At 65.6% G+C, this 22,742-nt stretch carries 23 protein-coding genes; 12 read left to right on the plus strand and 11 right to left on the minus strand.

The features are described 5' to 3' along the window. The first annotated feature begins 372 nt into the window (after window positions 1–372). Window positions 373–1,455: a type I restriction endonuclease gene (locus ACTIL2_RS09880; RefSeq protein WP_442337297.1), complete on the plus strand. Its 1,083-nt coding sequence runs from the start codon at window positions 373–375 to the stop codon at window positions 1,453–1,455. A gap of 821 nt (window positions 1,456–2,276) precedes the next feature. Here ACTIL2_RS09880 and ACTIL2_RS09885 read toward each other — a convergent pair. Further along, entirely contained in the window at window positions 2,277–3,446 is a 1,170-nt protein-coding gene (locus ACTIL2_RS09885; protein ID WP_442337298.1) for an acyl-CoA dehydrogenase family protein, read from the minus strand. Window positions 3,447–3,572: 126 nt separating this feature from the next. On the opposite strand from ACTIL2_RS09885, the gene ACTIL2_RS09890 reads away from it, so the two are divergent. Genes ACTIL2_RS09890 through ACTIL2_RS09905 form a run of 4 tightly spaced genes read left to right on the plus strand, consistent with a single transcriptional unit; the run spans window position 3,573 to window position 7,703 of the window. Next, window positions 3,573–4,313 (plus strand): DUF4232 domain-containing protein, encoded by a 741-nt coding sequence (locus ACTIL2_RS09890; protein ID WP_442337299.1) that lies wholly within the window; start codon window positions 3,573–3,575, stop codon window positions 4,311–4,313. Between the two features lie 10 nt (window positions 4,314–4,323). Then, the gene (locus ACTIL2_RS09895; protein ID WP_442337300.1) at window positions 4,324–6,102 is read left to right on the plus strand and encodes a hypothetical protein; all 1,779 of its coding nucleotides are present in this window, start codon (window positions 4,324–4,326) and stop codon (window positions 6,100–6,102) included. A 42-nt stretch (window positions 6,103–6,144) separates the two neighbouring features. Continuing rightward, complete coding sequence (locus ACTIL2_RS09900) at window positions 6,145–6,813, plus strand: SDR family oxidoreductase (RefSeq protein WP_442337301.1); 669 nt, start codon at window positions 6,145–6,147, stop codon at window positions 6,811–6,813. Beyond that, window positions 6,810–7,703 carry a patatin-like phospholipase family protein gene (locus ACTIL2_RS09905; RefSeq protein ID WP_442337302.1) on the plus strand — a complete coding sequence of 298 codons (894 nt, stop codon included), beginning with the start codon at window positions 6,810–6,812 and terminating at the stop codon, window positions 7,701–7,703. Before ACTIL2_RS09900 ends, ACTIL2_RS09905 begins: the two co-directional genes overlap by 4 nt. Window positions 7,704–7,718: 15 nt before the next feature. On the opposite strand, the gene ACTIL2_RS09910 is transcribed toward ACTIL2_RS09905, so the two are convergent. The 3 genes from ACTIL2_RS09910 to ACTIL2_RS09920 are packed head-to-tail and all read right to left on the minus strand — an operon-like array spanning window position 7,719 to window position 8,936. After that, window positions 7,719–8,261, minus strand: a complete 543-nt coding sequence (locus ACTIL2_RS09910; RefSeq protein WP_442337303.1) for a TetR/AcrR family transcriptional regulator — start codon at window positions 8,259–8,261, stop codon at window positions 7,719–7,721. Beyond that, window positions 8,233–8,622: a DMT family transporter gene (locus ACTIL2_RS09915; RefSeq protein WP_442337304.1), complete on the minus strand. Its 390-nt coding sequence runs from the start codon at window positions 8,620–8,622 to the stop codon at window positions 8,233–8,235. The genes ACTIL2_RS09910 and ACTIL2_RS09915 overlap by 29 nt, the downstream gene beginning before the upstream one ends. After that, on the minus strand, window positions 8,619–8,936 hold the full coding sequence (locus ACTIL2_RS09920; RefSeq protein WP_442337305.1) for a DMT family transporter: 318 nt from the start codon (window positions 8,934–8,936) through the stop codon (window positions 8,619–8,621). The genes ACTIL2_RS09915 and ACTIL2_RS09920 overlap by 4 nt, the downstream gene beginning before the upstream one ends. 188 nt (window positions 8,937–9,124) lie before the next feature. Here ACTIL2_RS09920 and ACTIL2_RS09925 point away from each other — a divergent pair, with 188 nt between their 5' ends. From ACTIL2_RS09925 to ACTIL2_RS09945, 5 genes are all read left to right on the plus strand, one after another. Continuing rightward, entirely contained in the window at window positions 9,125–9,511 is a 387-nt protein-coding gene (locus tag ACTIL2_RS09925) for a hypothetical protein (protein ID WP_442337306.1), read from the plus strand. 145 nt (window positions 9,512–9,656) lie between these two features. Next, window positions 9,657–10,295, plus strand: coding sequence for a hypothetical protein (locus ACTIL2_RS09930; RefSeq protein ID WP_442337307.1), 639 nt, complete (start codon window positions 9,657–9,659; stop codon window positions 10,293–10,295). Window positions 10,296–10,409: 114 nt separating this feature from the next. Continuing rightward, window positions 10,410–11,360 (plus strand): DUF808 domain-containing protein, encoded by a 951-nt coding sequence (locus ACTIL2_RS09935; RefSeq protein WP_442337308.1) that lies wholly within the window; start codon window positions 10,410–10,412, stop codon window positions 11,358–11,360. Between the two features lie 39 nt (window positions 11,361–11,399). Further along, window positions 11,400–11,729: a hypothetical protein gene (locus tag ACTIL2_RS09940; protein ID WP_442337309.1), complete on the plus strand. Its 330-nt coding sequence runs from the start codon at window positions 11,400–11,402 to the stop codon at window positions 11,727–11,729. Further along, the gene (locus ACTIL2_RS09945; protein WP_442337310.1) at window positions 11,726–12,268 is read left to right on the plus strand and encodes a hypothetical protein; all 543 of its coding nucleotides are present in this window, start codon (window positions 11,726–11,728) and stop codon (window positions 12,266–12,268) included. Before ACTIL2_RS09940 ends, ACTIL2_RS09945 begins: the two co-directional genes overlap by 4 nt. Here the strand turns inward: ACTIL2_RS09945 and ACTIL2_RS09950 are convergent. Then, window positions 12,265–13,038, minus strand: a complete 774-nt coding sequence (locus ACTIL2_RS09950) for a TetR/AcrR family transcriptional regulator (RefSeq protein ID WP_442337311.1) — start codon at window positions 13,036–13,038, stop codon at window positions 12,265–12,267. The genes ACTIL2_RS09945 and ACTIL2_RS09950 overlap by 4 nt on opposite strands. 96 nt (window positions 13,039–13,134) lie before the next feature. On the opposite strand from ACTIL2_RS09950, the gene ACTIL2_RS09955 reads away from it, so the two are divergent. Both ACTIL2_RS09955 and ACTIL2_RS09960 read left to right on the plus strand, forming a co-directional pair. Continuing rightward, the gene (locus ACTIL2_RS09955) at window positions 13,135–14,034 is read left to right on the plus strand and encodes an ABC transporter ATP-binding protein (protein ID WP_442337312.1); all 900 of its coding nucleotides are present in this window, start codon (window positions 13,135–13,137) and stop codon (window positions 14,032–14,034) included. After that, window positions 14,031–14,849: an ABC transporter permease gene (locus ACTIL2_RS09960; RefSeq protein WP_442337313.1), complete on the plus strand. Its 819-nt coding sequence runs from the start codon at window positions 14,031–14,033 to the stop codon at window positions 14,847–14,849. The genes ACTIL2_RS09955 and ACTIL2_RS09960 overlap by 4 nt, the downstream gene beginning before the upstream one ends. A 9-nt stretch (window positions 14,850–14,858) precedes the next feature. Here ACTIL2_RS09960 and ACTIL2_RS09965 read toward each other — a convergent pair whose 3' ends face one another. The 6 genes from ACTIL2_RS09965 to ACTIL2_RS09990 all read right to left on the minus strand — a co-directional run bounded on the left by ACTIL2_RS09965 (window position 14,859) and on the right by ACTIL2_RS09990 (window position 22,722). Then, complete coding sequence (locus tag ACTIL2_RS09965; RefSeq protein ID WP_442337314.1) at window positions 14,859–15,266, minus strand: VOC family protein; 408 nt, start codon at window positions 15,264–15,266, stop codon at window positions 14,859–14,861. Between the two features lie 78 nt (window positions 15,267–15,344). Further along, window positions 15,345–17,450, minus strand: coding sequence for an ABC transporter ATP-binding protein (locus tag ACTIL2_RS09970; protein ID WP_442337315.1), 2,106 nt, complete (start codon window positions 17,448–17,450; stop codon window positions 15,345–15,347). Window positions 17,451–17,455: 5 nt separating this feature from the next. Next, window positions 17,456–18,394 carry an ABC transporter permease gene (locus ACTIL2_RS09975; RefSeq protein ID WP_442337316.1) on the minus strand — a complete coding sequence of 313 codons (939 nt, stop codon included), beginning with the start codon at window positions 18,392–18,394 and terminating at the stop codon, window positions 17,456–17,458. A gap of 10 nt (window positions 18,395–18,404) precedes the next feature. After that, a complete protein-coding gene (locus tag ACTIL2_RS09980; RefSeq protein WP_442337317.1) occupies window positions 18,405–19,331 on the minus strand; it encodes an ABC transporter permease in 927 nt (308 codons plus the stop codon). Between the two features lie 75 nt (window positions 19,332–19,406). Next, window positions 19,407–20,978, minus strand: a complete 1,572-nt coding sequence (locus ACTIL2_RS09985) for a peptide ABC transporter substrate-binding protein (RefSeq protein WP_442337318.1) — start codon at window positions 20,976–20,978, stop codon at window positions 19,407–19,409. 130 nt (window positions 20,979–21,108) lie between these two features. Continuing rightward, window positions 21,109–22,722 (minus strand): peptide ABC transporter substrate-binding protein, encoded by a 1,614-nt coding sequence (locus tag ACTIL2_RS09990; protein WP_442337319.1) that lies wholly within the window; start codon window positions 22,720–22,722, stop codon window positions 21,109–21,111. Between the last annotated feature and the right edge of the window lie 20 nt (window positions 22,723–22,742).

Consider the following 22,742-nt stretch of genomic DNA (forward strand, 5'->3'; position numbering starts at 1 on the left):
GAGCCCCCGGCCGACTCTCGGTCCGGGGGTTTACTGTGTGCGGGGCGGGGTATGTTCCGGGGCGCCCGCCGCTATCCGCATAGAAAAGATCGGGAAGAGCAGTGCCCGGGTACCGGGGCCAGGGATTGTCCAACCCAACGCGTCCGTACTCGATAAATGCCCCTGATCTAGCTAGCCAGACAGACTCTGTCATCTTGAGCACGGCGACGACTCATACCCGCGGGGGTAGTGACGATCAGGGCTTTCATATTGTTTTCAACCCCGAATACTTTCCCGTGGATGATAAATCTTCCGGATCCTCGATGATGGAGGGATCTGAGTGTCCGCATAAGCCAGACACCTCAGCACCCCAATGGCGAGGAGAACCGAGTAGTGAGTATCGACCAGGCTGTCAACGCGTTGGCGACGAAGGTCCGCGAACTCAAGGCGATCATCGAGACCGAGGAGTCAACGAAGACGGCCTTCATCATCCCGTTCATCAGCTCTGTTCTCGGCTACGACGTCACTGACCCACGGGAGGTCATCCCGGAGTACACGGCGGACGTAGGGAAGAAGAGGGGCGAGAAGGTCGACTACGCGATCAAGTCGGGCAACGACTTCCGGTTCCTGATCGAATGTAAGAAGATCGGCGAGTCACTCGACCTCGAGCACGCTAATCAGCTTGTCCGGTACTTCAACGTGACCGATACCGAGTTCGCGATCCTGACGAACGGAGAGGTCTACCAGTTCTATGCGCAGCTCGACGCAGTGAACAGGATGGACGAACGCCCATTCATGACCCTTGACCTCGCGTCGGTGGACACGAGAATCTTCCCGCACCTGGAAATGTGCACGAAGACGCAGTTCGACTCGGAGACGATAGCGGCCGGCGCCGAGGAACTGAAGTATGTCTCAGAACTCCGCAAGGCGATCGCCAACGAGCTGAAGGAGCCGTCCAGCGACTGGGTCCGTTTGTTGGCGTCACGGGTGACTTCGCGCCGCATGACCGCAGCGAATATCGAACTTTTCACCCGCCTGACCACTACGGCGTCCAGCCAGTATCTCCGTGACGAGGCGAACCGTCGCCTTCGGTCAGCTCAGGAGCTTGAGGACCCGCAGCCTGCGGTCACTGAGGAGGAGCACTTCACTCCTACATCGCCGGCAAGCGATTCCCCGTCAGACGGCGTCATAACCACGGAGGAGGAGAAGCAGGCCCACAGCATCATCAAGGCAATCCGCTGCTCCGAAGTGCCGGCGACCGACATCACGATGCGTGACGCAAAATCCTATTGCGCGATCCTCTACCAGGACAACAACCGCAAGCCCATCGCCCGGCTTCAATTCGACCGGAAGACCCCGCGCATCATCGTGTTCGACGAGGACAGGAACGAGTCCGCCCATGACATCGACGACGTCGAGGGCATCTACGCGTACGCAGGAGCTCTCCGCGACCGGGTGAAATCACTGCAGGACTAGCCATTTCACCACGGATACGGAGCTTTCCCTCGTCCGGGCCGTCCATGAAAGCGCTCTCTTTCAGACGGTCACCGAAGACACCACTGATTGCGTATGCAAGTGGACGTTCGCCGAACGGCCCCTGTTCACCTTCTGCCAGACCTAACGAACGGACCCAGAATGATCACCCGACGTACCTTCGCTGCCCTGTCTTCTGCCTTGATTCTCACCATCACCGCTTGCAGCGAGGACGCTCCCGACGCGGACACAACCAGTAGCCCCACGCAGACCACCGTCACCGCGACAAGCACCACACAACCCACCAGCGAAACCTCGACCAGTGAAGTCGTCACGGAAGAACCCGCCGCTGAGGCCGAACCCGAATCAGTGCCATCCCCTGAACCCGTGGAGCCACAGTCGATCTGGCCCCCCGTAGGCGAAGGCTACAACTGTCCCAGCACGGACGCATGGGTATGGGACCCATCAGATTGCAACCCGACCAACGGCATCATGAGTCCCAGTGACATGCCCTGGCTAAACGAACCGGACCCCTCGACCATCCCTGTGTGGCAAGGAGGCGAGTGCTCCTACGCCGTGTGCGGATACCCTCCCGGAGAACCCGCGCCCGGGACCATGCAAGCCGAGGTTGCAGAGCGCTGCAGGTCCGGTGAGCTCGTCGGCGCCGGTTGCGAACAGTACTTGTAGGTAAGAAATGCCCCTGCGCTCAGCAACGAGCACGGGGACATTAGAATCGCGGCGTACCCGCATCCAGATGCTCACGTCCGGACGATTCGTGAACACGAAGACGATGGGTTGGAAAGACGGAGCGCCCGCCCCGACCCCTACTTCAGGATCTGGCGTCCCATCACCATGCGGCAGACCTGGTTGGTGCCCTCGTAGATCTGGGTGATCTTGGCGTCGCGCATCATCCGCTCCACCGGGAAGTCGCGGGTGTAGCCGTAGCCGCCGAACAGCTGTACAGCGTCGGTGGTGACCTCCATCGCGATATCGGAGGCGAAGGTCTTCGACCCGGCCGCCAGCAGCCCGAGCTTCTCGCCGCCCTCGGCCTCACCACGCTCGGCGTTGGACGCGGCGGTGTAAACCATCAGCCGGGCGGCGTCGAGCTTCATCTTCATGTCAGCCAGCGTGAACTGTGTGTTCTGGAACGCCGCGATCGGCTTGCCGAACTGCTTGCGCTCCTTGACGTACTCCACAGCAGCGTCGAAGGCACCCTGGGCGATGCCGAGGGCCTGGGCGCCGATCGTGGGACGCGTGTGGTCGAGGGTGGCCAGGGCGGTCTTGAAGCCGGTGCCCTCCCCACCGATGATGCGGTCGGCGGGAATGCGGCAGTCCTCGAAGTACAGTTCCGCGGTCGGCGAGCCCTTGATGCCCAGCTTGTGCTCCAGGCCGCCCACCCGGAAGCCCGGGTCATCCTTGTTGACCATGAACGCGGAGATGCCGTTCGCCCCGGCCTCCGGATCTGTCACGGCCATGACGGTGATCCAGGTGGCGCGACTGCCGTTGGTGATGAAGCACTTGGATCCGTTGAGGACCCACTCGTCACCGTCGCGGACGGCCTTGGTCTTCATGCCGCCGGCGTCCGACCCCGCCTCGCGCTCGGTGAGACCGTAGGCCGCCATTGCCCCGTTGGCGACATCCGGCAGCACCTGCTGCTTGAGCTCCTCGGAGCCGGACAGGATCAGACCCATCGTGCCGAGCTTGTTCACCGCCGGGATCAGGGAGGACGACCCGCAGACACGGGCGACCTCCTCGATGACGATCACGGCGGCGAGCGAGTCAGCACCTTGTCCGCCGTACTCGTCTCCGACGTGCACGGCATTGAAGCCGCTGTCGTTCAACGCCTTCAGCGCCTCCTCCGGGAAACGCTCGTCCTCGTCAACCGCGGCAGCGTGCGGGGCGATCTGCTGCTCTGACAGGGCGCGGATACTCGCGCGCAGTTCCTGGTACTCCTCCGGGAGCTGGAAGAGGTCGAAATCAGGGGTGAAGGCCATGGACGTGAGTCTCCTGGTGATCGGGGTAAGAGGTTCCTGCCGTCCGATATTAGTCACCCTCCCGCCCACCGGACGCATTTCGGCCGTCTCGACCTCCGCGGGAGAACTGTGCCTAGACTGGATTTCATGAACACCACCGACTCCAGGAACCCGACCGTCACCACAGAATCCCGTCCACCCCACCGGACCCGGACTGTTCGTCGATGCACACGTATCGCCGCCGTTGGTGCGGCCTCCATCCTGGCGGTGACCGGCCTCGCCGCCTGCGGCGACGACGGCGGCGGCGGGAGCGGCGGTGACGTCTCCGATGCAGCCTCCGAGGAGACGGTCACCGAAACCGTGGCCGGTGACGCGGGCCAGACCGCCGATCCCGACGGCACTGACGGGGACGCCGCTGAAACCCCGGCCCCTGCCCCGGACGAGACCGATGGTGCTGCTGCCCCCGGCGCGTGCACGATAGACCAGCTGCAGACATCCGTGGGCGATCAGCAGGGCGCTGCGGGCAGCGTCCTCGTGAACGTCGATCTGACCAATGGTTCGGACTCGGACTGCACCGTTGACGGTTATCCCGGGGTCGCCCTGGTCGGCGAGGATGACCAGCCGATCGGGGCCCCCGCCACCCGCGAACAGTCCGGCGACGTCACCCCGGTCGACCTGGCGCCGGGCGAGTCCGCAACGGCGGCGGTGAAGATCAGCCGCGCGGAGAACTACGACGAGAACGAATGCGGGCCCCTCCCCGCCACAGGCCTCCAGGTGATTCCCCCGGACGAGACCTCGTCCTCCGTTGCCGGGCTCGAGGGCGTGACGGGGTGCTCGAACGAGAACGTCGAGCTGCTGTCCGTCCAGCCTCTCCAGCCGGCCGCATAATTCCGACGGCGTGCTGCGGACCTTCGCCCCGTTCATCGTCACCGGGGCCGTGATCCTCCTACGTGCCTGGCAGCTCAGCCAGCGCACGTTCTACTGGGACGACCTGGTCATCCCGGCGAAATTCCGCGACGACGGACTCTGGGCACCCTACGACGGACACCTGATGCCGGGCTCCGCGGCCGTCCAGATCGCGGCGGACACCCTGGCACCGCTGCAGTGGTGGCTTCCCCTGCTGCTCACCCTCGGGGCGACGGTGGTTGCCGCCGCCCTGTGGTGGCGTCTGCTCGGACGCCTCGCGGACGGGCACGGCGGAGCCCCGGCGATCCACCTCCTGGCCTTCACCGCCCTGATGTTCTCCCCGTTCCTGGGGATCGCCTCCGGATGGTGGTCGGCGGGTGTCAACGCCCTGGCCTGGCAGATCACCGCTGCCGGCGTGGGGCTGCTGCTCCTTCGTCCCCGTGACCGAAAGACGCCGCCACCGCGTGCACCGTGGTGGCCGACCGTAGCCGCGTCCTGCGTCCTGCTGCTCGGCCTGCTGATGACGGAGAAGGCCCTGTCAGTGGTCCCCGCGCTGATCGGAGTGGCGGTCGTCCTGCGTCTGGCGGGACGCCGTGTCCCGGCGCTCCCCTTCATCGCCCCCGCGCTCCTGACCGCCGGGTGGGCGATCCTGTACCTGCAGCTGGCCGGACGGGTGTCGCAGGACGCGGGCCCCGGGCTGGACGACATCCCCGGCGCGCTGGGGGCCAGCGTGCTGCCCGGGGTACTCGGTGGCCCCTGGAGCTGGGACCGGTGGAACCCCTCCCCCTCGTTCCCGACGACGCCGGTCCCGCTGCAGATCGGTGCGGCCGTGGTGGTCGCCTCCCTCGCGGTGGCCTTCGTGGTGTGGATGTGGCGGACGCGGCGTGGTTGGGTGCCCGCGACCGCGGCGCTCATCCTGTCCGCGGGCTACCTCGGCGTGATCGTGACCCTGCTGCAGGGAGGACGCTCCGGGGAAGGTGCCACCGATCTGCTGGCGCGCGGCATGCACTACTACGCCGACTGGTGGGCGGTGACCGTCCTCGCCCTGGTCGCGGCGGCAGGGGCCGCCGGATCGGCGGGGGTGACCGGTCACGGGGAATCCCGCACGCGTGCCACCAGGGTCGTCGCCCCCGTCCTCGCCTCGGCCTTCGCCGTGAGTTCGGTTGCCTCGAGCATCACATGGGTGTCGTCGTGGTCCAGTGACGAGACCGGCGACTACCTCGCTGCCCTGCGGGACAGCGCCGGTGACCCCGGCAACCCACTGCTCGACCAGAACATGCCCCTTGAAGTGCTCACACCCCTGGTCAACCCCTACAACACGGCGGGAAAGGTGGCGGAATCCCTCGGCGGGGTCGCCGACCACACCACCGAACCACGGATCATCACCCCGTCCGGCGACGTCGTCGGGGCCGAGGTGATGGAGGCTTCACGCAGTGCCCAGGGCGAGGCCCCCGACTGCGGCACCAGGGTGGACGGTGGACGGCCGCAGATCATCGACATGGACCCCGCCCTCCCGTTCGGCGACTGGACGTGGGAGTTCACCGCCACGGCTGACCAGCCAGTCACCGTCGTCCTGACCACCCCCAACGGCCTGGAGGACGAATCCGCCTGGCGCTCCCGCGCGATTGAGGTACCGGTCGACGAGGAACTGACCACACAGTGGGTGAACCTCGCCGGGGGCGGCGGAACGATCATGGTCGAGGTGGACGGTCCACCCGGATCCCATGTCTGTGTGGGCTCCGGCGCGGTGGGGCCGCTGCTTCCCCGCTAGGCTGGACGGAACATGACTCCCTGAGAAAGGCGACTGCACACCATGTACGACATCGTCATCATCGGCGGCCACGGGAAAGTGGCGTTGCTGGCGGCACCGATGCTTGTTGAGGCGGGCAACACCGTGACTTCCGTCATCCGGAACAGGGACCAGTTCTCGGACGTCCAGGAGGCCGGTGCCACGCCGAAGGTCGCTGACGTCGAGACCATGAGCACCGATGAGATCGCCGAACTGGTAGACGGGCATGACACCGTGATCTGGTCCGCCGGTGCCGGCGGCGGGAACCCGGAGCGCACCTGGGCGGTCGACCGTGACGCGGCGATCCGCACGATCAACGCCGCCGAAGAGGTGGGGGTGAGCCGGTTCATCATGGTGTCGTGGTCGGGCTCCTACCTGGACCACGGTGTTCCGGAGGACAGCGGCTTCTACCCCTACGCCGAGTCGAAGGCCGCGGCCGACCAGCACCTGATCGATTCCGAACTGGACTGGACGATCCTGGGGCCGAGCACGCTCACCGATGACCGGGACCGGGGAGGCATCGAGGTCCTCCCCGAGGGCGACGGCAGGACGGACGCCACGGAGGTGCCCCGCGAGACGGTGGCGCAGACCATCGTCGCCGCCCTGGAGTGCCCGCAGAGCTCCGGCCGCACGATCCGGTTCAACGCCGGCAACACCGACCCCCGTGAGGCTCTGCGGGGATTCGACTGGTGAGCGCGCCAGACTCGCCGATCTCGGCTCCGGACGTCGCCCTCATCTTCGAGGGCGGCGGCATGCGCAACAGCTACACCGCCGCCTGCGCCGCCGAACTCATCTCACACAATGTGCAGGTCGGATGGGTCGGCGGGATTTCCGCCGGCTCGTCCCACACCGCCAACTTCCTGTCGCACGATATGGTTCGCGCCCGGAGGAGCTTCGTGGACTTCGGGTCCTCCCCCGGTACCGGCGGAGTCGGGTCGTTCATCAGGGGCGACGGTTACTTCAACGCCGAGTACATCTACGAGACCTCCGGACTCCCGGGCAATGCACTCCCCTTCGACTGGTCGACCTTCACGGCCGACCCCACACCGTTCCGGATCGGTGCACTGCACGCCGTCACCGGCGAAACCGTGTACTGGGGACGTGATGACGCCCCGACGATGGAGGCGTTCATGAAGCGCGTCAGGGCGTCCTCCACAATGCCGGTCCTGATGAATACCCCGACGGTGGACGGTGAGCCCTACGTGGACGGGGCGCTGGGGTCGTCCGGCGGTATCCCGCTGGACGCCGCCCAGGCGGACGGTTTCGAGAAGTTCCTGGTGATCTCCACCCGTCCCCGGGACTACGTGAAGACCCCGCTGAAGTACCAGGGCCCCGTCCGGCGGTTCCTGAAGGACACTCCCGTGGTGGCCGAGGCCCTTTTCACCAGGCACGAACGCTACAACGCCACCAAGCAGCGCCTCCTGGAACTGGAGGAGCAGGGACGGGCGAAGCTGTTCTTCCCCGACCACATGCGCATAGCGAACACCGAGCGCAAACCGGACAAGCTCAAGGCCGCCTACTACGACGGGCTGGTGCAGACACGTCGTGAGTGGGACAGCTGGGTGGATTTCCTGACGCAGTAGCCGCACCTGGCAGGTTCAGGCACTCCGCAGGACCTCCAGGATCGACCCGGCGCTGGGCGCCTCATCATTGAGGAGGAGTTGCAGTTGGTAACCATCGGCCGTGGCAGCGAGGTGACGGGCCCGGGGGGCCGGGAAGAAATCCAGTAGAACCTGGCGCAGCGCGTCCACCGTGTGGACGCTGATGTCCCGGAAGTCCGGGTCGCGCAGTCCCAGGAGGTAGAGCTCGTAGGAGACCACGGTCAGGGAACGTCCCTCGGTGACCTGGTGCCGGATCAGCTCGGCAAGCTGCCGGAGCACACCCTCCGCACCCTCTTTCGCGTAATCCCACCCGGTGATCTGCGCGATCCTCTGGTCCCACAGTTCACTGCTGGCCTGGAGCAGGAGGCCCTTGACCGAGTCGAAGTGGTAGGACACCGACCCCACCGGGACCCCGGCCTGGGCGGCGACACCGCGTGCCGTCACCGCGGAGATACCGGACTGCTGGAGCAGAACCATTGTGGAGTCGAGAATGCGGCGGCGACGTTGGGGATCATTCGGGGTGTTCTTGCTGCGTGGCATGGTCCTCCGGGGTTCGTCGTCGGGCGTTGATCATCATCACACCACAGATAACCAGAATCAGCCCCAGCCATGCGCCCCGCGTCATCGTCTCGCCGAACAACCACACGCTGAACAGCACCACACCGGTGGTGCCGGCACCGGTCCAGATGATGTAGACCAGACTCATCGGCAGGACCTTCAGCGCCAACGACAGCGCGACCACGGTCAGCAGGTAGCACACCACCGCGAGGACAGCGGGCACCGGACGGGTGAACCCCTCTGACTCATTCAGTGCCAGCGTGCCGATGACCTCGAGGACCACCGTCGCCACAAGGTGGGCGCGGGCACGCCACACATCCCCCGTTCCGTGGACATCCGTCATGACAACGCACCCCCCAGCAGTGCGACGCCGGCAACAGTCACCAGCATTCCGGCGCGTTGGAGGTGAGTCGTCCTCACCTTGAACGCCGCCGTGTCGATCGCCAGCAGGATCACGGCCGCACTTCCCGTCCACACCGCGTACACGATCCCCAGGGGGAGATTCTCCACCAGCCGTGCCAGCAGGACGGTCGCCGCACCGTAGGAGAAGACGGCACCGACGGCGTACCCCCAGCGTGTCAGTCCCCGCGAGGCACGGGTGAACAGCGTGCCGGCGACGCCGCACGTGATCGTCGTCGCGAGAAGAATGTAGGTCATACATCGCTAGTATGCACATGTGTACATACTTCGTCAACGGGCTGACCGCAAAAGTCAGTCCACCCCCGGTTGTGCGGGAATCGCGGCAGAGGTTAGTTCACTGTGAAAATGTAGAGTGGACCTTGTTCTTACTTTGAGGAGTAATCATGCGTGTTCGCAGAAACCTTGCTGCAGTATCAATGGCTGCTTTGACCATTCCCTTCCTTCTCACCGCCTGCGGCGATGACGACGGGGATACGGACGAGACCACCAGCGAAACAACGTCCACCACCTCGGAGACGAGCAGTTCCTCAGCACCGGAGACATCGGAACCTGAGGACGAGGCGGGCGATGACAACGGGAGCGGCAATGAAGGTGGGGCCGGTTCCGGCGGGAATGGCGGAACCGGCGGAGACGGCCAGGAGCCCGCTGACCCCGGCAGCGGCGGCTCCGGCAGCACGGGCGGCGGAGGCGGAAGTGGCACCGGGGGCACAAGTGGCACCGGAACCGGCGATGGCACCGATGACGACGGCACCGAGGATGAGACCGAGACGCCGGAAACCTCCGCGGTAACTGAGTCGACCGAAGCGGAATAGCTGGAGAAGTGCGCCGTCGACAGGTTGAGGACACCGGGCAGGAACCCGCCGCCCTCCCTCCTGTGCGGGACGGTGGCGAAAATGTACGGCACCAATTTCAAACCCAAGGGGGTATTTCCCTCCGGATTCTCGTAGAGTGCTCCCCATGGATAACTCGCCCCGGGATGCGCTCCTGCGCCCCTCCGACCTCGCCGAGGTCGTGGACCGCCGCCGTGCCGCTCTGGCACAGCCGGGTCCCCGGGATGTCCAGGTGCGGGATATCCTCGCATCCACGGATGATGACCTGCGCCGTATCGATGAGATGGTCACCTCGAACGAGTCCCTGGTCCGTCCGCTGTCCTCGACGGTCCTGTGGTCGGTGGGTGTGCTCATCGTCGCCGGCACCTTCATCACGGGAGGTCTGTGGCTCACAGGGGGAGGAACCGTTCCCACCGTCCTGGGCATCATGCTCGTCGTCGGCGGGACATGCAGCGGACTGATCTCCCTGATCCACCTGTGGTCGGGGTACTTCCTGGGGATCCGCGTCCACCGGCAGGACCGGGAGTTCCGCACCCTCGTCGGGGAACTGCTCCAGGAGTCCCTCGCCACCGTCAATGACCAGGTAACGACGGCAGTGCACACAGGACGCCCCCTACCGTCCCACCTGTCCGATCGTGTGGACCGGCTCAATGCGTCCTGCACCGACACCACCGACCACTCCAGGGCAGAACTCCTGGCGGATCTCGGCACCGCGGATTCGCTGAGGCTGCAACTGCAGGTGCCCCACTCGGAGCCGCACCTGTGACAGGCACCCGGACTCCCCCCTCGCCGGTCAGCCGTCACTTCCGGGCGAGGGGACGTTCCGGGTGGATTAGTATGGTGCTTCCCATCCGTCTGATCCCCAGAATCGGAGCACCCCATGGCCGGTGGACTGTTCGCTCTCCTCGATGACGTCGCCCTGATCGCGAAGAAGGCCGCGGTCAGCACCCGCGACATCGCCAATGCCGCAGCCGCAACCAGTACCAAGGCGGCCGCGGTGGTCGTCGACGATGCCGCCGTGGCCCCGGGATTCGTGCAGGGTGTGACCCCGGCACGCGAACTCCCCATCATCTGGCGGATCACCAAGGGGTCACTGGTCAACAAGATCATCGTGATCCTCCCGGTGATCCTGCTGCTCAGCTGGATCGCCCCATGGGCGTTGACCCCGATCCTCATGGTCGGGGGCACCTACCTGGCGTACGAGGGCGCGGAGAAGATCTGGCACGCGATCGCGTCACGCCGCGGCTGGCACGGCCACGCCGGCACCGATGACGCCGCCGTTGCCGGCGACAAGAGCCCGGAGGACGAGGACTCCCTGGTCAAAGGCGCGGTGACCACCGACTTCATCCTGTCGGCGGAGATCATGGTGATCTCGTTGAACGAAGTGACCGACCGGTCCTTCCCCGAGCGCGCCGCCATCCTGGTCGGCGTCGCCCTGCTGATCACCTTCCTGGTGTACGGGGTGGTGGGCCTGCTCGTGAAGATGGACGACGTCGGCCTGTCGCTGGCGGATCCGGGGGCAGGACGCAGCACATCCGTGCAGGCCCTGGGCAGGGGCCTGGTATCGCTGATGCCGAGGATTCTCACCGCGCTGTCCGTGGTGGGGACTGCGGCGATGCTGTGGGTCGGCGGACACATTCTCCTGGTCGGCACCGATGACCTGGGCTGGCACAGTGTCTACGGTGTGGTCCACCATCTGGAGGAGTCGGTGGCGTCCGCGGGTGGTGCCGTGCAGTGGCTCGTGGAGACCGGTTGCTCGGCGGTGATCGGCTTCCTCGTGGGCTCCGTCGTGGTGGCGGTCGTGGCACTGTTCGAACGCGTGCGACGCTGAAGCCCGGGCGTGTCCGTCCCCGCCGATAGTGTTCGGACCATGACAACGCCCCCAGACCTCGAATCCGTCCTCACGGCACGACGTGACGCCTTCGCCACGCCGACCGTGCCCCGCATCGGGGTCGACACCACCACCGACCGCGCGGGACGCGCCGCCCGGGTCCAGCGCGTCCTGGATTCCACCACCGGTGACCTGCACGCGATTGCGGAGTCCAGGCAGGAAAAGGACGCCAACACCTTCTCCGTCGGCGAGGCAGTTGTCTACACCCTGTTGACCATCGCCGCCGCCGCGATCCTCCCCCTTGTCGGCGTCTGGCTGGTCGACGTCGGAATGGGCATTGACCTGAGCGGTTCGGAGTCCACGTCATGAGTGACAACAAGCCGTCGGCCGAGTCGGGTGGGTCGGGGTGTGCGCTGATCCTTCTCCTGGGCCTCGCCTTCTGGCTTCTCTCCTGGGTCTTCAAGATCGGTCTGGTCATCGCCGGGATCGCACTCATCACCACGGCGGTCATCGGGGCGGTCGGCGTTCCGGTCTACGTGTGGTTGGGGGTCTACAGGCGATCACGGGCCCAGGCCGGGATCGATGCGTTCGACCAGGCTGTGGGCCAACTGTCGCTGGAGTCGGCGGGACGGCTCCGTAGCGCAATCGCCGCGTGGGATGCCGTGGACCGCAAGCGAGGGATCGGCACCACCCTGGAGGGCACGTACTTCGCCGAATCCGTGGATGCTGAGACCCAGCACATCTTCGACCGGGTCAACACCCTGGTCAGCCAGGGTGAGCAACTGTTGACGCCGGGGCACGTCTCGGTTGATGATCCGATGGCCCGGGCGGAGCGCATTGATCACCTGCAGGCCCAGGACATGACCGCGTTGCAACTGGAGGATCTCCGGCGGCAGGTCAGCCGCTAGCGTTTCCCCTGCCTGTCCTCGATACCGGTGATGATCAGATCCAGGCCGAAAGCGAACTCATCCTCGACATAGCCGGGTTCAGCCGAGGGCGCCTCGTTCTCCAGTGAGGGGTCGACAACGTAATCACCCAGGCGGTAGAGGCGGGAAATGTACGGGAAGCGCTCATCAGTGATCACACCGGCGAGCAATGCCCTGTCCTGCTCGGTGGGATGGAGGTCGCCCTCGTCGGCGAGCGAGAGCTCCAGTTCCACCATGGATGCGGCCAGCTGGGAAACAATCAGGATCACGGCGATCTTGGAGTCGTCGGGGATGTCCACATCCTCCATCGCCTGCATCCCGAGGTCGGCCGCGGCGAGTGCATTCGGCATCAGGACGGAGTTCTGGCTCCGGGGAATCCCCAACGACCACGGGTGAGCCCGGTAGGCGTCCCGGATCATCTCCGCCCACATCCGCAGCCGGCCCCTCCAGTCCCCGGTGTAATCGAGTGCGTCCGGGACCGCGATGGCCGTGTCCTGCATGAGCTTCAGCAACTCGTCCTTGTTGGCCACGTAGCGGTACAGGGACATCGTCGTGAAGCCCAGCGATGTCGCGATGGCCTGCATGGTCACAGCCGCCAGACCGTGCCCGTCGGCGATCTCGATGGCCGCGGCGACGATGCGCCCGTGGCTCAGGCCCCTGGCGGGACCGCGTTGCGGTGCCTCGTCCATCCCCCACGCGATGGAGAGCGCCCTGGGTAGACCGGTCTTCGTGCCCGCTGCCTGTTCTGCCATGGGGCCAGTGTTCCATTCCGCATGCAACCGGGACAACCACAGCGTCCATCATAAACTGTTTGCGGCGCATATCGTATATGTCATACACTGTATGCCATGCACACAGATCAGCGAAACGGGCAGCCACTGCTGGAGATCCAGGGACTCGCGAAGTCCTACGCCGGCCACTCCAGCCAACGGAGAACAGTCCTCGACGATCTCTGCCTGACCCTCCCCGCAGGCATCCACGCCCTGCTCGGCCCCAACGGTGCCGGGAAGACCACCCTGGTCAAGATCCTGTCCACCCTTCTCCCCTACGATGCCGGCGAGGTCCGCGTCCTCGGACTCGACCCACGCCGTGACCGCCGGGAACTCCAGACCAGGATCTCCATGACCGGCCAGTTCGCCGCCGTCGACGCCAAACTCAGCTGCATCGAGAACCTGGAGATGATGGGCGAGCTCTTCGGCCACCCCCGGCACACCGCGCATGCCCGCGGGGTGGAACTGCTCGAACGGTTCGACCTCGCCAGGTCCCGGGACGTCCGGACCGCCGCCCTGTCCGGCGGGATGCGCCGCAAACTCGACATCGCCGTGGGGCTGATCTCCCGGCCCGCCCTGGTCTTCCTCGACGAGCCGACCACCGGCCTCGACACCCGCAGCCGCCAGGTGCTGTGGGACGAGATCCGGAGTCTCGCCGACGCCGGCACCTCGATCCTGCTCACCACCCAGTACCTCGAGGAGGCGGACGCCCTGGCCGACCAGATCAGCGTCCTGCACGACGGCCGCATCGTTGCCGGCGGCACCGCAGATGAACTGAAGTCGCTCATCGGCGGCGCTGTCATCCGCGTGGCGGACGAGACGGGCAGCGTAATCGCGGACGTTCCGACAACCGGTCACACCGACGACCTCGCCGAGAAATTCCGGGACGTGGCGGTGGCCCATCCCGGTGCCATGGCCACCATCCAGCGACCCACCCTCGACGACGTTTTCCTGCAGCTCACAGAGAAGGCATCATGACCGCGGCAACCACATCACCGACCAGCACCTCCTTCGCCACCAGCCTGCGGGTGCTGACCCGCCGCAGCCTGCGGCACTCCTTCCGCGACGTGGAATCCGTGCTGATGGCGATCCTGCTCCCGGTGTTCCTGCTACTGATCTTCGTGTACGTCCTCGGCGGGGCGATCAGCACCGGTGGTGGCGGAACAGCACCGGACCGCGCCGACTACCTCGCCTACGTCATGCCCGCCCTGGCGCTGACCGCCGCAGGGTTCGGCGCGTCCTACACGGGTGTGGTCGTCAGCAATGACATGGAGACCGGGATCATCGACCGCTTCCGGACCATGCCCTTCCCCGCCGTGACGGTTCTGCTGGGACACACCGTGTCCTCGGTGCTCCGCAACCTGCTGGCCACCGGCGTGGTGCTGCTGATCGCCGTTGCCGTGGGGTTCCGCATCGAGGGAACCTTCCCGGGGTTCCTCGGCGCGGTGGGGCTGATCGCCCTGTGGATCCTGGTGATCACCGTGGTCTTCGCGACCCTGGGCATGCTCGCCGGATCGGCGGAGGCGGCCAGCGGCTACGGTTTCATCCTGCTGTTCCTCCCCTACCTGTCCAGTGGATTCGCCCCGGTGGAGTCCATGCCCGGATGGTTGCAGGGCTTCGCCGCGAACCAGCCGATGACACCGCTGATCGACGCGTCCCGCTCGCTGATGAACGGCGGCGCCACCGGACCTGCAGGAACGGATGCCCTGGTCGCCGTCGTGTGGTGCGTGGGATTCATCGTCCTGTCGGTGGCCGTGGCGTCCTACGTCTTCCCGCGCAGAACGTCACGGTAGGCGGGCGCACTACTCCTCCTGGCACAGGCAGAACGGGTGGCCGACCGGGTCAAGGAAGACGATGAACGTGTCCTCGCTGCCGGGCTGCACCTCGTGCCGGACGGCGCCGGCCTCCTCGGCGAGGACGCCGGCCTCCGGAATGGACGGGACGTGGAAGTCCAGGTGGGCCTGCTGCGGGATGCTCCCCGTCGGCCACTCCGGTGCACGGAAACCCTCGATCTGCTGGAAGGCCAAAGTGAACCCGAGGTCCTGTCCCTCCGGCGGGAAGAGATCCACCCAGTCCCCGTACTCCTCGTTGTTGACCACGGTCCAGCCCAGCAGACGCGCATAGAAGTCAGCGAGGGCCGCGGCGTCCGGGCAGTCGAGCACGAAGATCTGCTTCTTCACGGTGAGTGGTGTTCTGTTCAGGGAAGTCATGGTCCCCACCATAGAGGCCCATGCTCATCAACGGTCACGGTCATGAACAACGCCGACGGAACCCGGAACAACCCGGAATCACTCCCCGCCCTCCAGCGCGGACACCTCCTCGTTCCGTGCGGCGTGGTGGCAGGCCGCCTGCTGGGTGATACCGCTGCGGACCTCCAGCAACGGCAGCTGCTCGGCGCAGATGTCCGTGGCTTTCCAGCAGCGCGTCCGGAAGCGGCAGCCCGACGGCGGATTCGCCGGGTTCGGCGGATCGCCCTTCAGGACGATCTCCTGCCGCTCGCCACGCACCGACGGATCCGGCACCGGTACCGCCGACAGCAGCGCCTGGGTGTACGGGTGCGCCGGGGCACCGTAGATCTCCTCGTCGTCCCCGAGCTCGGCGAGCTTGCCCAGGTACATCACGCCGACCCGGTCCGAGATGTGGCGCACCACCGACAGGTCGTGGGCGATGAAGATGTAGCTCAGCCCGAACTCCTCCTGCAGGTCCTCCAGCAGGTTCATCACCTGCGCCTGCACCGACACGTCCAGCGCGGACACCGGCTCATCGCAGATGATCACGTCCGGGTTCAGCGCCAGGCCGCGGGCGATGCCGATGCGCTGGCGCTGCCCGCCGGAGAACTGGTGCGGGTAGCGGTTGATGTGGTCGGGGTCCAGGCCCACGACCTCCAGCAGTTCCTTGACCCGGTTGCGCACGCCCTGGGCGGGTTTGGCGTCCGGGTGCAGCTTGAACGGTTCGGCGATGATGTCGCCGACGGACATCCTGGGGTTCAGCGACGTGTACGGGTCCTGGAAGATGATCTGGATCTTCCGGCGGGCCTTACGCAGGGCATCACCCCTGAGGGACAGGAAGTCCTCCCCCTTGAACCGGACGGAGCCCGAGTCGGGCTCCTCCAGCCGCATCAGCAGCTTCGCCAGGGTCGACTTTCCGCAGCCGGACTCGCCGACGATACCGAGGGTCTCCCCCTTGCGCAGCTGGAAACTCACGTCGTCCACCGCCTGCACCGCACCGGTCTGTCGCTTGAAGACGATGCCCTCCTTCACCGGGAAGTGCCGGACGAGGTTCTTCACGTCCAGGACAACCTCGGCGTCGGCGAAGGGATCGGTGGCCGCACCGGACGCGGCGCTGTGCTCGGGTGCCCCGTCGGCCTGCACGGTACGTTCCAGGGTCCCCGCGACGAGTTCCTCGCGGTAGTGGCAGGCCGACATGTGTCCGTCCGAGACTGGCATCAGTTCAGGACGTTCCGTGCGGCACAGGTCGGTGGCGTACGGGCACCGCGGGCTGAACGGGCAGCCAGACGGCATCTCCGTCAGGGACGGCGGGATCCCCTTGATCGCGTGGAGCCGGTCGTCCTCCTCGTCGATCCTGGGCAGTGATTCCAGCAGCCCCTCGGTGTAGGGATGCCCGGGATTGGCGTAGATCTCGTGGACGTCCGCGGTCTCCATGACCCGGCCGGAGTACATCACCGCGATCTTGTCCGCGACATCGGCCACCACGCCCAGGTCGTGGGTGATCAGGATCAGGCCCATGTTGTTGGAGACCTGCAGTTCCTTGAGCAGCCGCATCACCTGGGCCTGGACCGTCACATCCAGGGCGGTGGTCGGCTCATCGGCGATGAGGATGTCCGGGTCCAGCGCGATCGCCATGGCGATCATGATGCGCTGTCGCATTCCGCCGGAGAACTGGTGGGGGAAGTCATCCACCCGCTGCTCGGCGGCCGGGATACCGACCCGTTTCATCAGCTCTATGGCCTTTTCGCGGGCTTCCCTGCGACCCATGCCACGGTGGACGCGGAACATCTCGCCGATCTGCCAGCCCACGTTCATCACCGGGTTCAGTGAGGACAGGGCGTCCTGGAAGATCATGGAGATGTCCACGCCACGCAGCCTGCGCCGCTGTTCGCCGGTCATCTCGAGGAGGTTGTCGCCGCGGTAGCGGATCTCACCGCCGGTGATCTTCCCCGGCGGCATGTCGAGGATGCCCATGATGGTCTGGGCCGTGACGGACTTGCCGGACCCGGACTCACCGAGGATCGCCAGGGTCTCCCCGGCGTTCAGGGTGACGTTCAGTCCGTTGATGGCCTTCGCCGGCCCGGCCTTGGTGTCGAACTCCACCTGGAGGTCCACGACCTCGAGGAGTGGCCCGTCACCGGGTGCCTGTTGATTGTTGGTGGTCATCGCACTCATCTCTTCTTCGACTTCGGGTCAAGTGCGTCGCGCAGTGCCTCACCCATGGTGGTGAACGAGAACACGGTCAGGGCGACGAAGATCAGGGGGAACACGAGCAGGTGGGGCATCTGCTGGAGATAGCCCTGGGCGTCATTGAGCTGCAGACCCCAGGAGATCGCCGGCAGCTGCAGTCCGACACCCAGGAAGGTCAGTGTCGCCTCCACGCCGATGATCACACCGGTGTTCACGGCGGTGTATCCGATCACCGGTCCGATCGAGTTCGGCAGGATGTGCTTCCACATGATGGTCAACGGGCCGGCGCCGAGGGCGCGGGCGGCCATCACGTAGTCGTTGTTGATCACGGCCAGGGCCGATCCCCTCATCAACCTGGCCACCGTGGGCCAGAGGAAGACGATGAGGATGATCGAGACGTCCCACACGCCACGGTTCTCCTGGACCGCGAGGAACACCAGCGCCCCCAGCATGTAGGGGATCGCGAAGACCAGGTCGGTCAGGCGCATGATCAGCGCATCGACCCACCCGCCGTAGTAGGCGGCCAGCAGGCCGAACACCACGCCGATGACCATCACGCTCAGCGACACGATGACGCCGACGGTCATGGAGTCCCCGGCACCGTAGACCACGCGGGCGAAGTAGTCGCAGCCCTGGATGTCCGTCCCGAACCAGTGCTCGGAGGACGGGTTCTGCCGGGAATTCGACAGTGGGCAGTGCCGTGGGTTCGTGCTCGTGAAGACCCGGGGGAACACCGCCATCACGATCATCACCAGCAGCAGGACGCCGGAGATCACGAACCAGGGATTGCGGCGCAGCATGCGCCAGGCGTCGACCCAGAGGCTCGCGTCCTCCGTGCCCTTGCTGCCCTTGCCCGCCGGGGATTCCTGCGGGCCGTCCGACGGGACCCCGCCGGGATGTACTTTGTTCACATCAGTCATGACGGCGCTCCTAGTCGTAGCGGATTCGTGGGTCGAGGCGGGCGTAGAGGAGGTCGACCAGCAGGTTGACCACCACATAGAAGATCACGAAGAGGGTGACGATCCCCACCACCACCGTGTTCTCCTGCGCCTGGATCGAGCGGAAGACCTGCCCGCCCAGTCCCGGCAGGTTGAAGACTGATTCGGTGACGATCGCGCCGCCCATCATCGTGGCCAGGTCCGCACCCAGGAAGGTCACCACCGGGATCAGGGAGTTGCGAAGTGCGTGGCGGGTGATGACCCGACGATCCTTCATCCCCTTGGCGGTGGCGGTACGCACGTAGTCGGACTGCATCGCCTCGATGAGCTCGGTGCGCAGCATCCTCGCCACGATGCCGGTCGACACCGCGCCCAGCACGATGCCGGGGAGGACGTAGCTGATCAGCCCCTCCCGGTTGCCCGCGATGGGGAACCACCCCAGGTTCAGCCCGAACAGCAGCTGCAGCAGGAATGCGATGGCCAGGGTCGGCAGGGCGACCACGACGACCAGGGAAACCTGGACCAGGCGGTCGAAGAAGCTGTCCTTGTAGACGGCGGAGAGGATGCCGGCGGTGATGCCGAAGATCACCTGGAAGCCGAATGCGACGGCCGCCAGTGTCAGTGTGACCGGCAGGCCCTGCTGGATGATGTCCATGACCGGTCGGCCCTGGAAGGTGGTGCCGAAGTCTCCTTCGGTGAAGACGCCCCACATGTACTTCCCGTACTGGATGAGAAAGGGGTCGTCGAGGTTGTACTGGTCGCGCAGTGCGTCCTGCACCTGCGGGCTCATGGGTCTGTCACCGGCGAGCGCGCGGATCGGGTCGCCGGGCATGAGGAACACCATCGCGTAAACGATGAGGGTCGCGGCGATACCCACAGGGACGAACTGCAGCAGACGTCTGACGATGTAGCCAGTCATGTCTTGTCCTTCTTCTTTGTTGCAGCATGGAGACCGCCCGGGAGTGTGATTCCCGGGCGGGCGTCCATGGCCGGATCAGTCCTCGATGACGTCGACGTCCTCGACCCGCACGTAACTGGCGAGATCGGAGTAGACGTTGTCGACGCGGGGTGTGTGGACGACGAAGTAGTCCTGGTAGAACAGCGGCATGACCGGCATATCCTCCATCAGGATGTCCTCTGCCTCCTGGTAGAGACTGTCGGCCTCCTCCGGTGGCGCCTCATTGGCACGGTCGAGGGCCTCGTCGAACTCCGGGTTGGAGTAGTCGCCGTAGTTGTTCGAGGCGTCCGTGGTGTACAGCGGCTCCATCGCGTACTGGGCACTGGGGTAGGCCAGCAGCCAGCCGAGCCGGTACGGTCCGGTAACGTCACGCTGTTCGTGGAGGTCCAGGTACTGGGCGAACTCCAGCGACTCGAAATTGATGTTGTCGATCGGGAGGTTCGCCTGCCACTGGTTGGCTACGGCCTCGACGTACTCGTCGTGGCCGGTACCAGTGTCCGTGTACATGGTGAACTCACTGGGGCCGCCGGCTTCCTCCCAGAGTTCCGTGGCCCTTTCCGGGTCGAAGTCACAGTACTCGCAGACGTCCTCGTCATTGCGGGACGCGGGAAGGATCGGTGCCAGGAATCCCTTTGCCGGGGTCATGGCGCCGTCGAAGATGTTGTCGTTGATCTCCTCACGGTCCATGGCCATCGACAGGGCCCGGTTGAGGTCCGGGTCTGACCATTCCTCCTGGCCACCCGGTACCCCGAGATAAACCAGACGCGAGGACTCGTTCTGGGAGTAGTTCTCCCCGAAGTCCGCCTCGATCTGCGGGATGCGGTTGGGTGGCGCTTCACTCAGGATGTCGAGTTCCCCGGACTGGACGTCGAGGTACGCGGTCTCGACGTCGTTGTAGATTCGCCATTCGATCCGCTCGGGCTTGCCGGGGTCCTCCCCCGGCCAGTCCTCGAAACGGGTCATGTTGATCTCGGAGTCATGCACCCACTCGCCGTCCATCTCGTAGCGGCCGTTGCCGACGGGCGAGGACTGGAAGGCATCCATGTCCTCGAAGGCCTCGGCCGGCATCGGGTAGAAGGTGGGGTAGGTCAGCATCACGGGAAGCTGGCCGAAGGGCTCGGTGAGTTCGATTTCCAGGGTGGTGTCGTCAACGGCACGCACCCCCTCCATCTCCCCGGCGTCGCCGTCGACGACCTCGTCGTATCCCAGGAACTTGTCGTGAAACGTTGCCGCGGACTGGGCGTTGTCGGGGTCGACGACCCAGTTCCAGCTGTCCACGAAGGTCTGGGCAGTGACGGGGTCACCGTTATGGAACGTGTACTCGTCGGAGAGGGTGAAGGTCCAGGTCGTCTGGTCCTCCGTCTCCCAGTCGGTGGCCACCGCGGGATTGGCTTCGTAGGAGTCGAAGTCGACCTGGGTCAGGCCGGTGAACAGTTGCTGCAGGACGCGGGAACCGCAGTTCTCCGTGTTATTTCCCGGCTGCAGGTTCTGTGGCTCGCAGGTGTAGCTGCTGATGGTGCCGCCTCCGGCTGTACCGCCGTCGGCTCCAGTTTCGTCGGAGTCGTCGTCGCTGCCGCTGCAGGCGGACAGGACCAGCGCCGCAGTCACCGTAGTGGCGACGACTCCGGCGTGACGCCATCGGGGGTGTGGGGGCGTCTCAGTTGTGGATCTCGGGGTCACGAGAATCTCTCCAGGTCAGTTCGGTTGTGGTCTGGATAAGTGGGTCGCGCGTCCGGGATTACTCGTTGATCACCAGCTGCTCGACACGCAGGAAGCTGCGCAGGTCAACATCGATGGAACCGTTGTCGATCCGGTCCGTGTGGACGGAGGTCTCCGGACGGAACCACAGCGGCACCCCCGGCATCTCCTCCAGCAGGATGGCTTCAGCCTGCTGGTACAGGGCATCGGCGTCCTCCGGGTCGGCGGCGTTGGCCCGGGCGATGAGGTCGTCGAACTCATCGTTGGAGAAGTCGAAGTAGTTCGAGCTGGCGCCGGTGGTGTAGATCGGCTCCATCGCGTACTGCGGGCTCGGGTAGGACAGCGCCCAACCGAGGCGGAACGGACCGGTCAGGTCCCGGGCGTCCTGCAGGTCCAGGTACTGGGCGAATTCGAGGGACTCGAACTTCACGTCGTCGATCGGCAGGTGCTCCTGCCACATGTTGGCGATGGATTCCACGTAGTCCTCGTGGCCGGCTCCGGAGTTGAAGTAGTAGGTGATCTCGGACGGACCACCAGCCTCCTCGTAGAGGTCAGCGGCGGCCTCGGGATCGAACTCGCACGCCTCGCAGTCGCTCTCGCCGGCGGCGGGCAGCATCGGCGGGATGATGCCCTCGGCCTTCGTGCGCGCACCGTCGAAGATGTTGTCGATGATCTCGTCACGGTCGATCGCCATGGACAGCGCGCGGCGGACGTCCGGGTCCTCGAACTCCTCCTGGTAGATCGGGAGACCGATGTACTCGTAGGACGCGGTCTCCGACTCCTTCGAGTTCTCCCCGAAGTCACCCTCGACGGCACCGAGCCGGTTCGGGGGCACCTGGTCGAGGATATCCAGCTCGCCTGCCTGCACGTCGGTGTAGGCCGTCTCGATATCGTTGTAGATGCGCCACTCGATGCGCTCGGGGCCGTCGGTGGACTCCAGGCCCCAGTCCTCGTAACGGTCCATGTTGACCGCCACGTCGTGCTCCCACGCACCGTCCATCTGGTACTGGCCGTTGCCGACCGGCTCCTGCTCGAAACCCTCCGGATCGTCGAAGGCGGCCTGCGGCAGCGGGTAGAAGCCGGTGTAGGACAGCATCAGCGGCAGCGGGGAGAACGGCTCGGCGGTCTGGAACTCCAGGGTGTAGTCGTCCGTCGCCTGGATGCCCTCGATCTCCTCCGCATCCCCGTCGACGACGTCGTCGTAACCGACGAAGACGTCGTAGAAGCTGGAGTTCTGCTGGGTGTTGTCCGGATCCAGCGTCCAGTTGAAGGTGTCCACGAAGGTCTGCGCGGTGATCTCGTCACCGTTGTGGAACGTCCATCCCTCGTCCAGGTTGAAGGTCCACTCCGTCTGGTCGTCGTTGGACTCCCAGTCGCTCGCGACACCGGGACCGGCCTCGTTGGTCTCGTAGTCGACCGTGGTCAGTCCGGTGAAGAGCTGCTCCAGCATCTTCGAGCCACAAACTTCGGTGGAGTTTCCGGGCATGAAGAACTGCGGTTCACAGTTGTAGACACTGACCGCGCCGTCTGCGCCGTTGCTGTCCCCTCCGTCGTCACCCCCACCCCCGCAGGACGCCAGGGTCAGCGCTCCGATTGCTGTGATGGCGACGGGCACTTTTCGTCGTGCCCACGTGGACGGCTTGTGACTTGTCATGGGATGTCTCTCCAGTTGAA

The sequence above is a fragment of the Corynebacterium sp. genome (assembly GCF_052107835.1).
In the GTDB taxonomy this organism is placed as follows: Bacteria; Actinomycetota; Actinomycetes; order Mycobacteriales; family Mycobacteriaceae; genus Corynebacterium.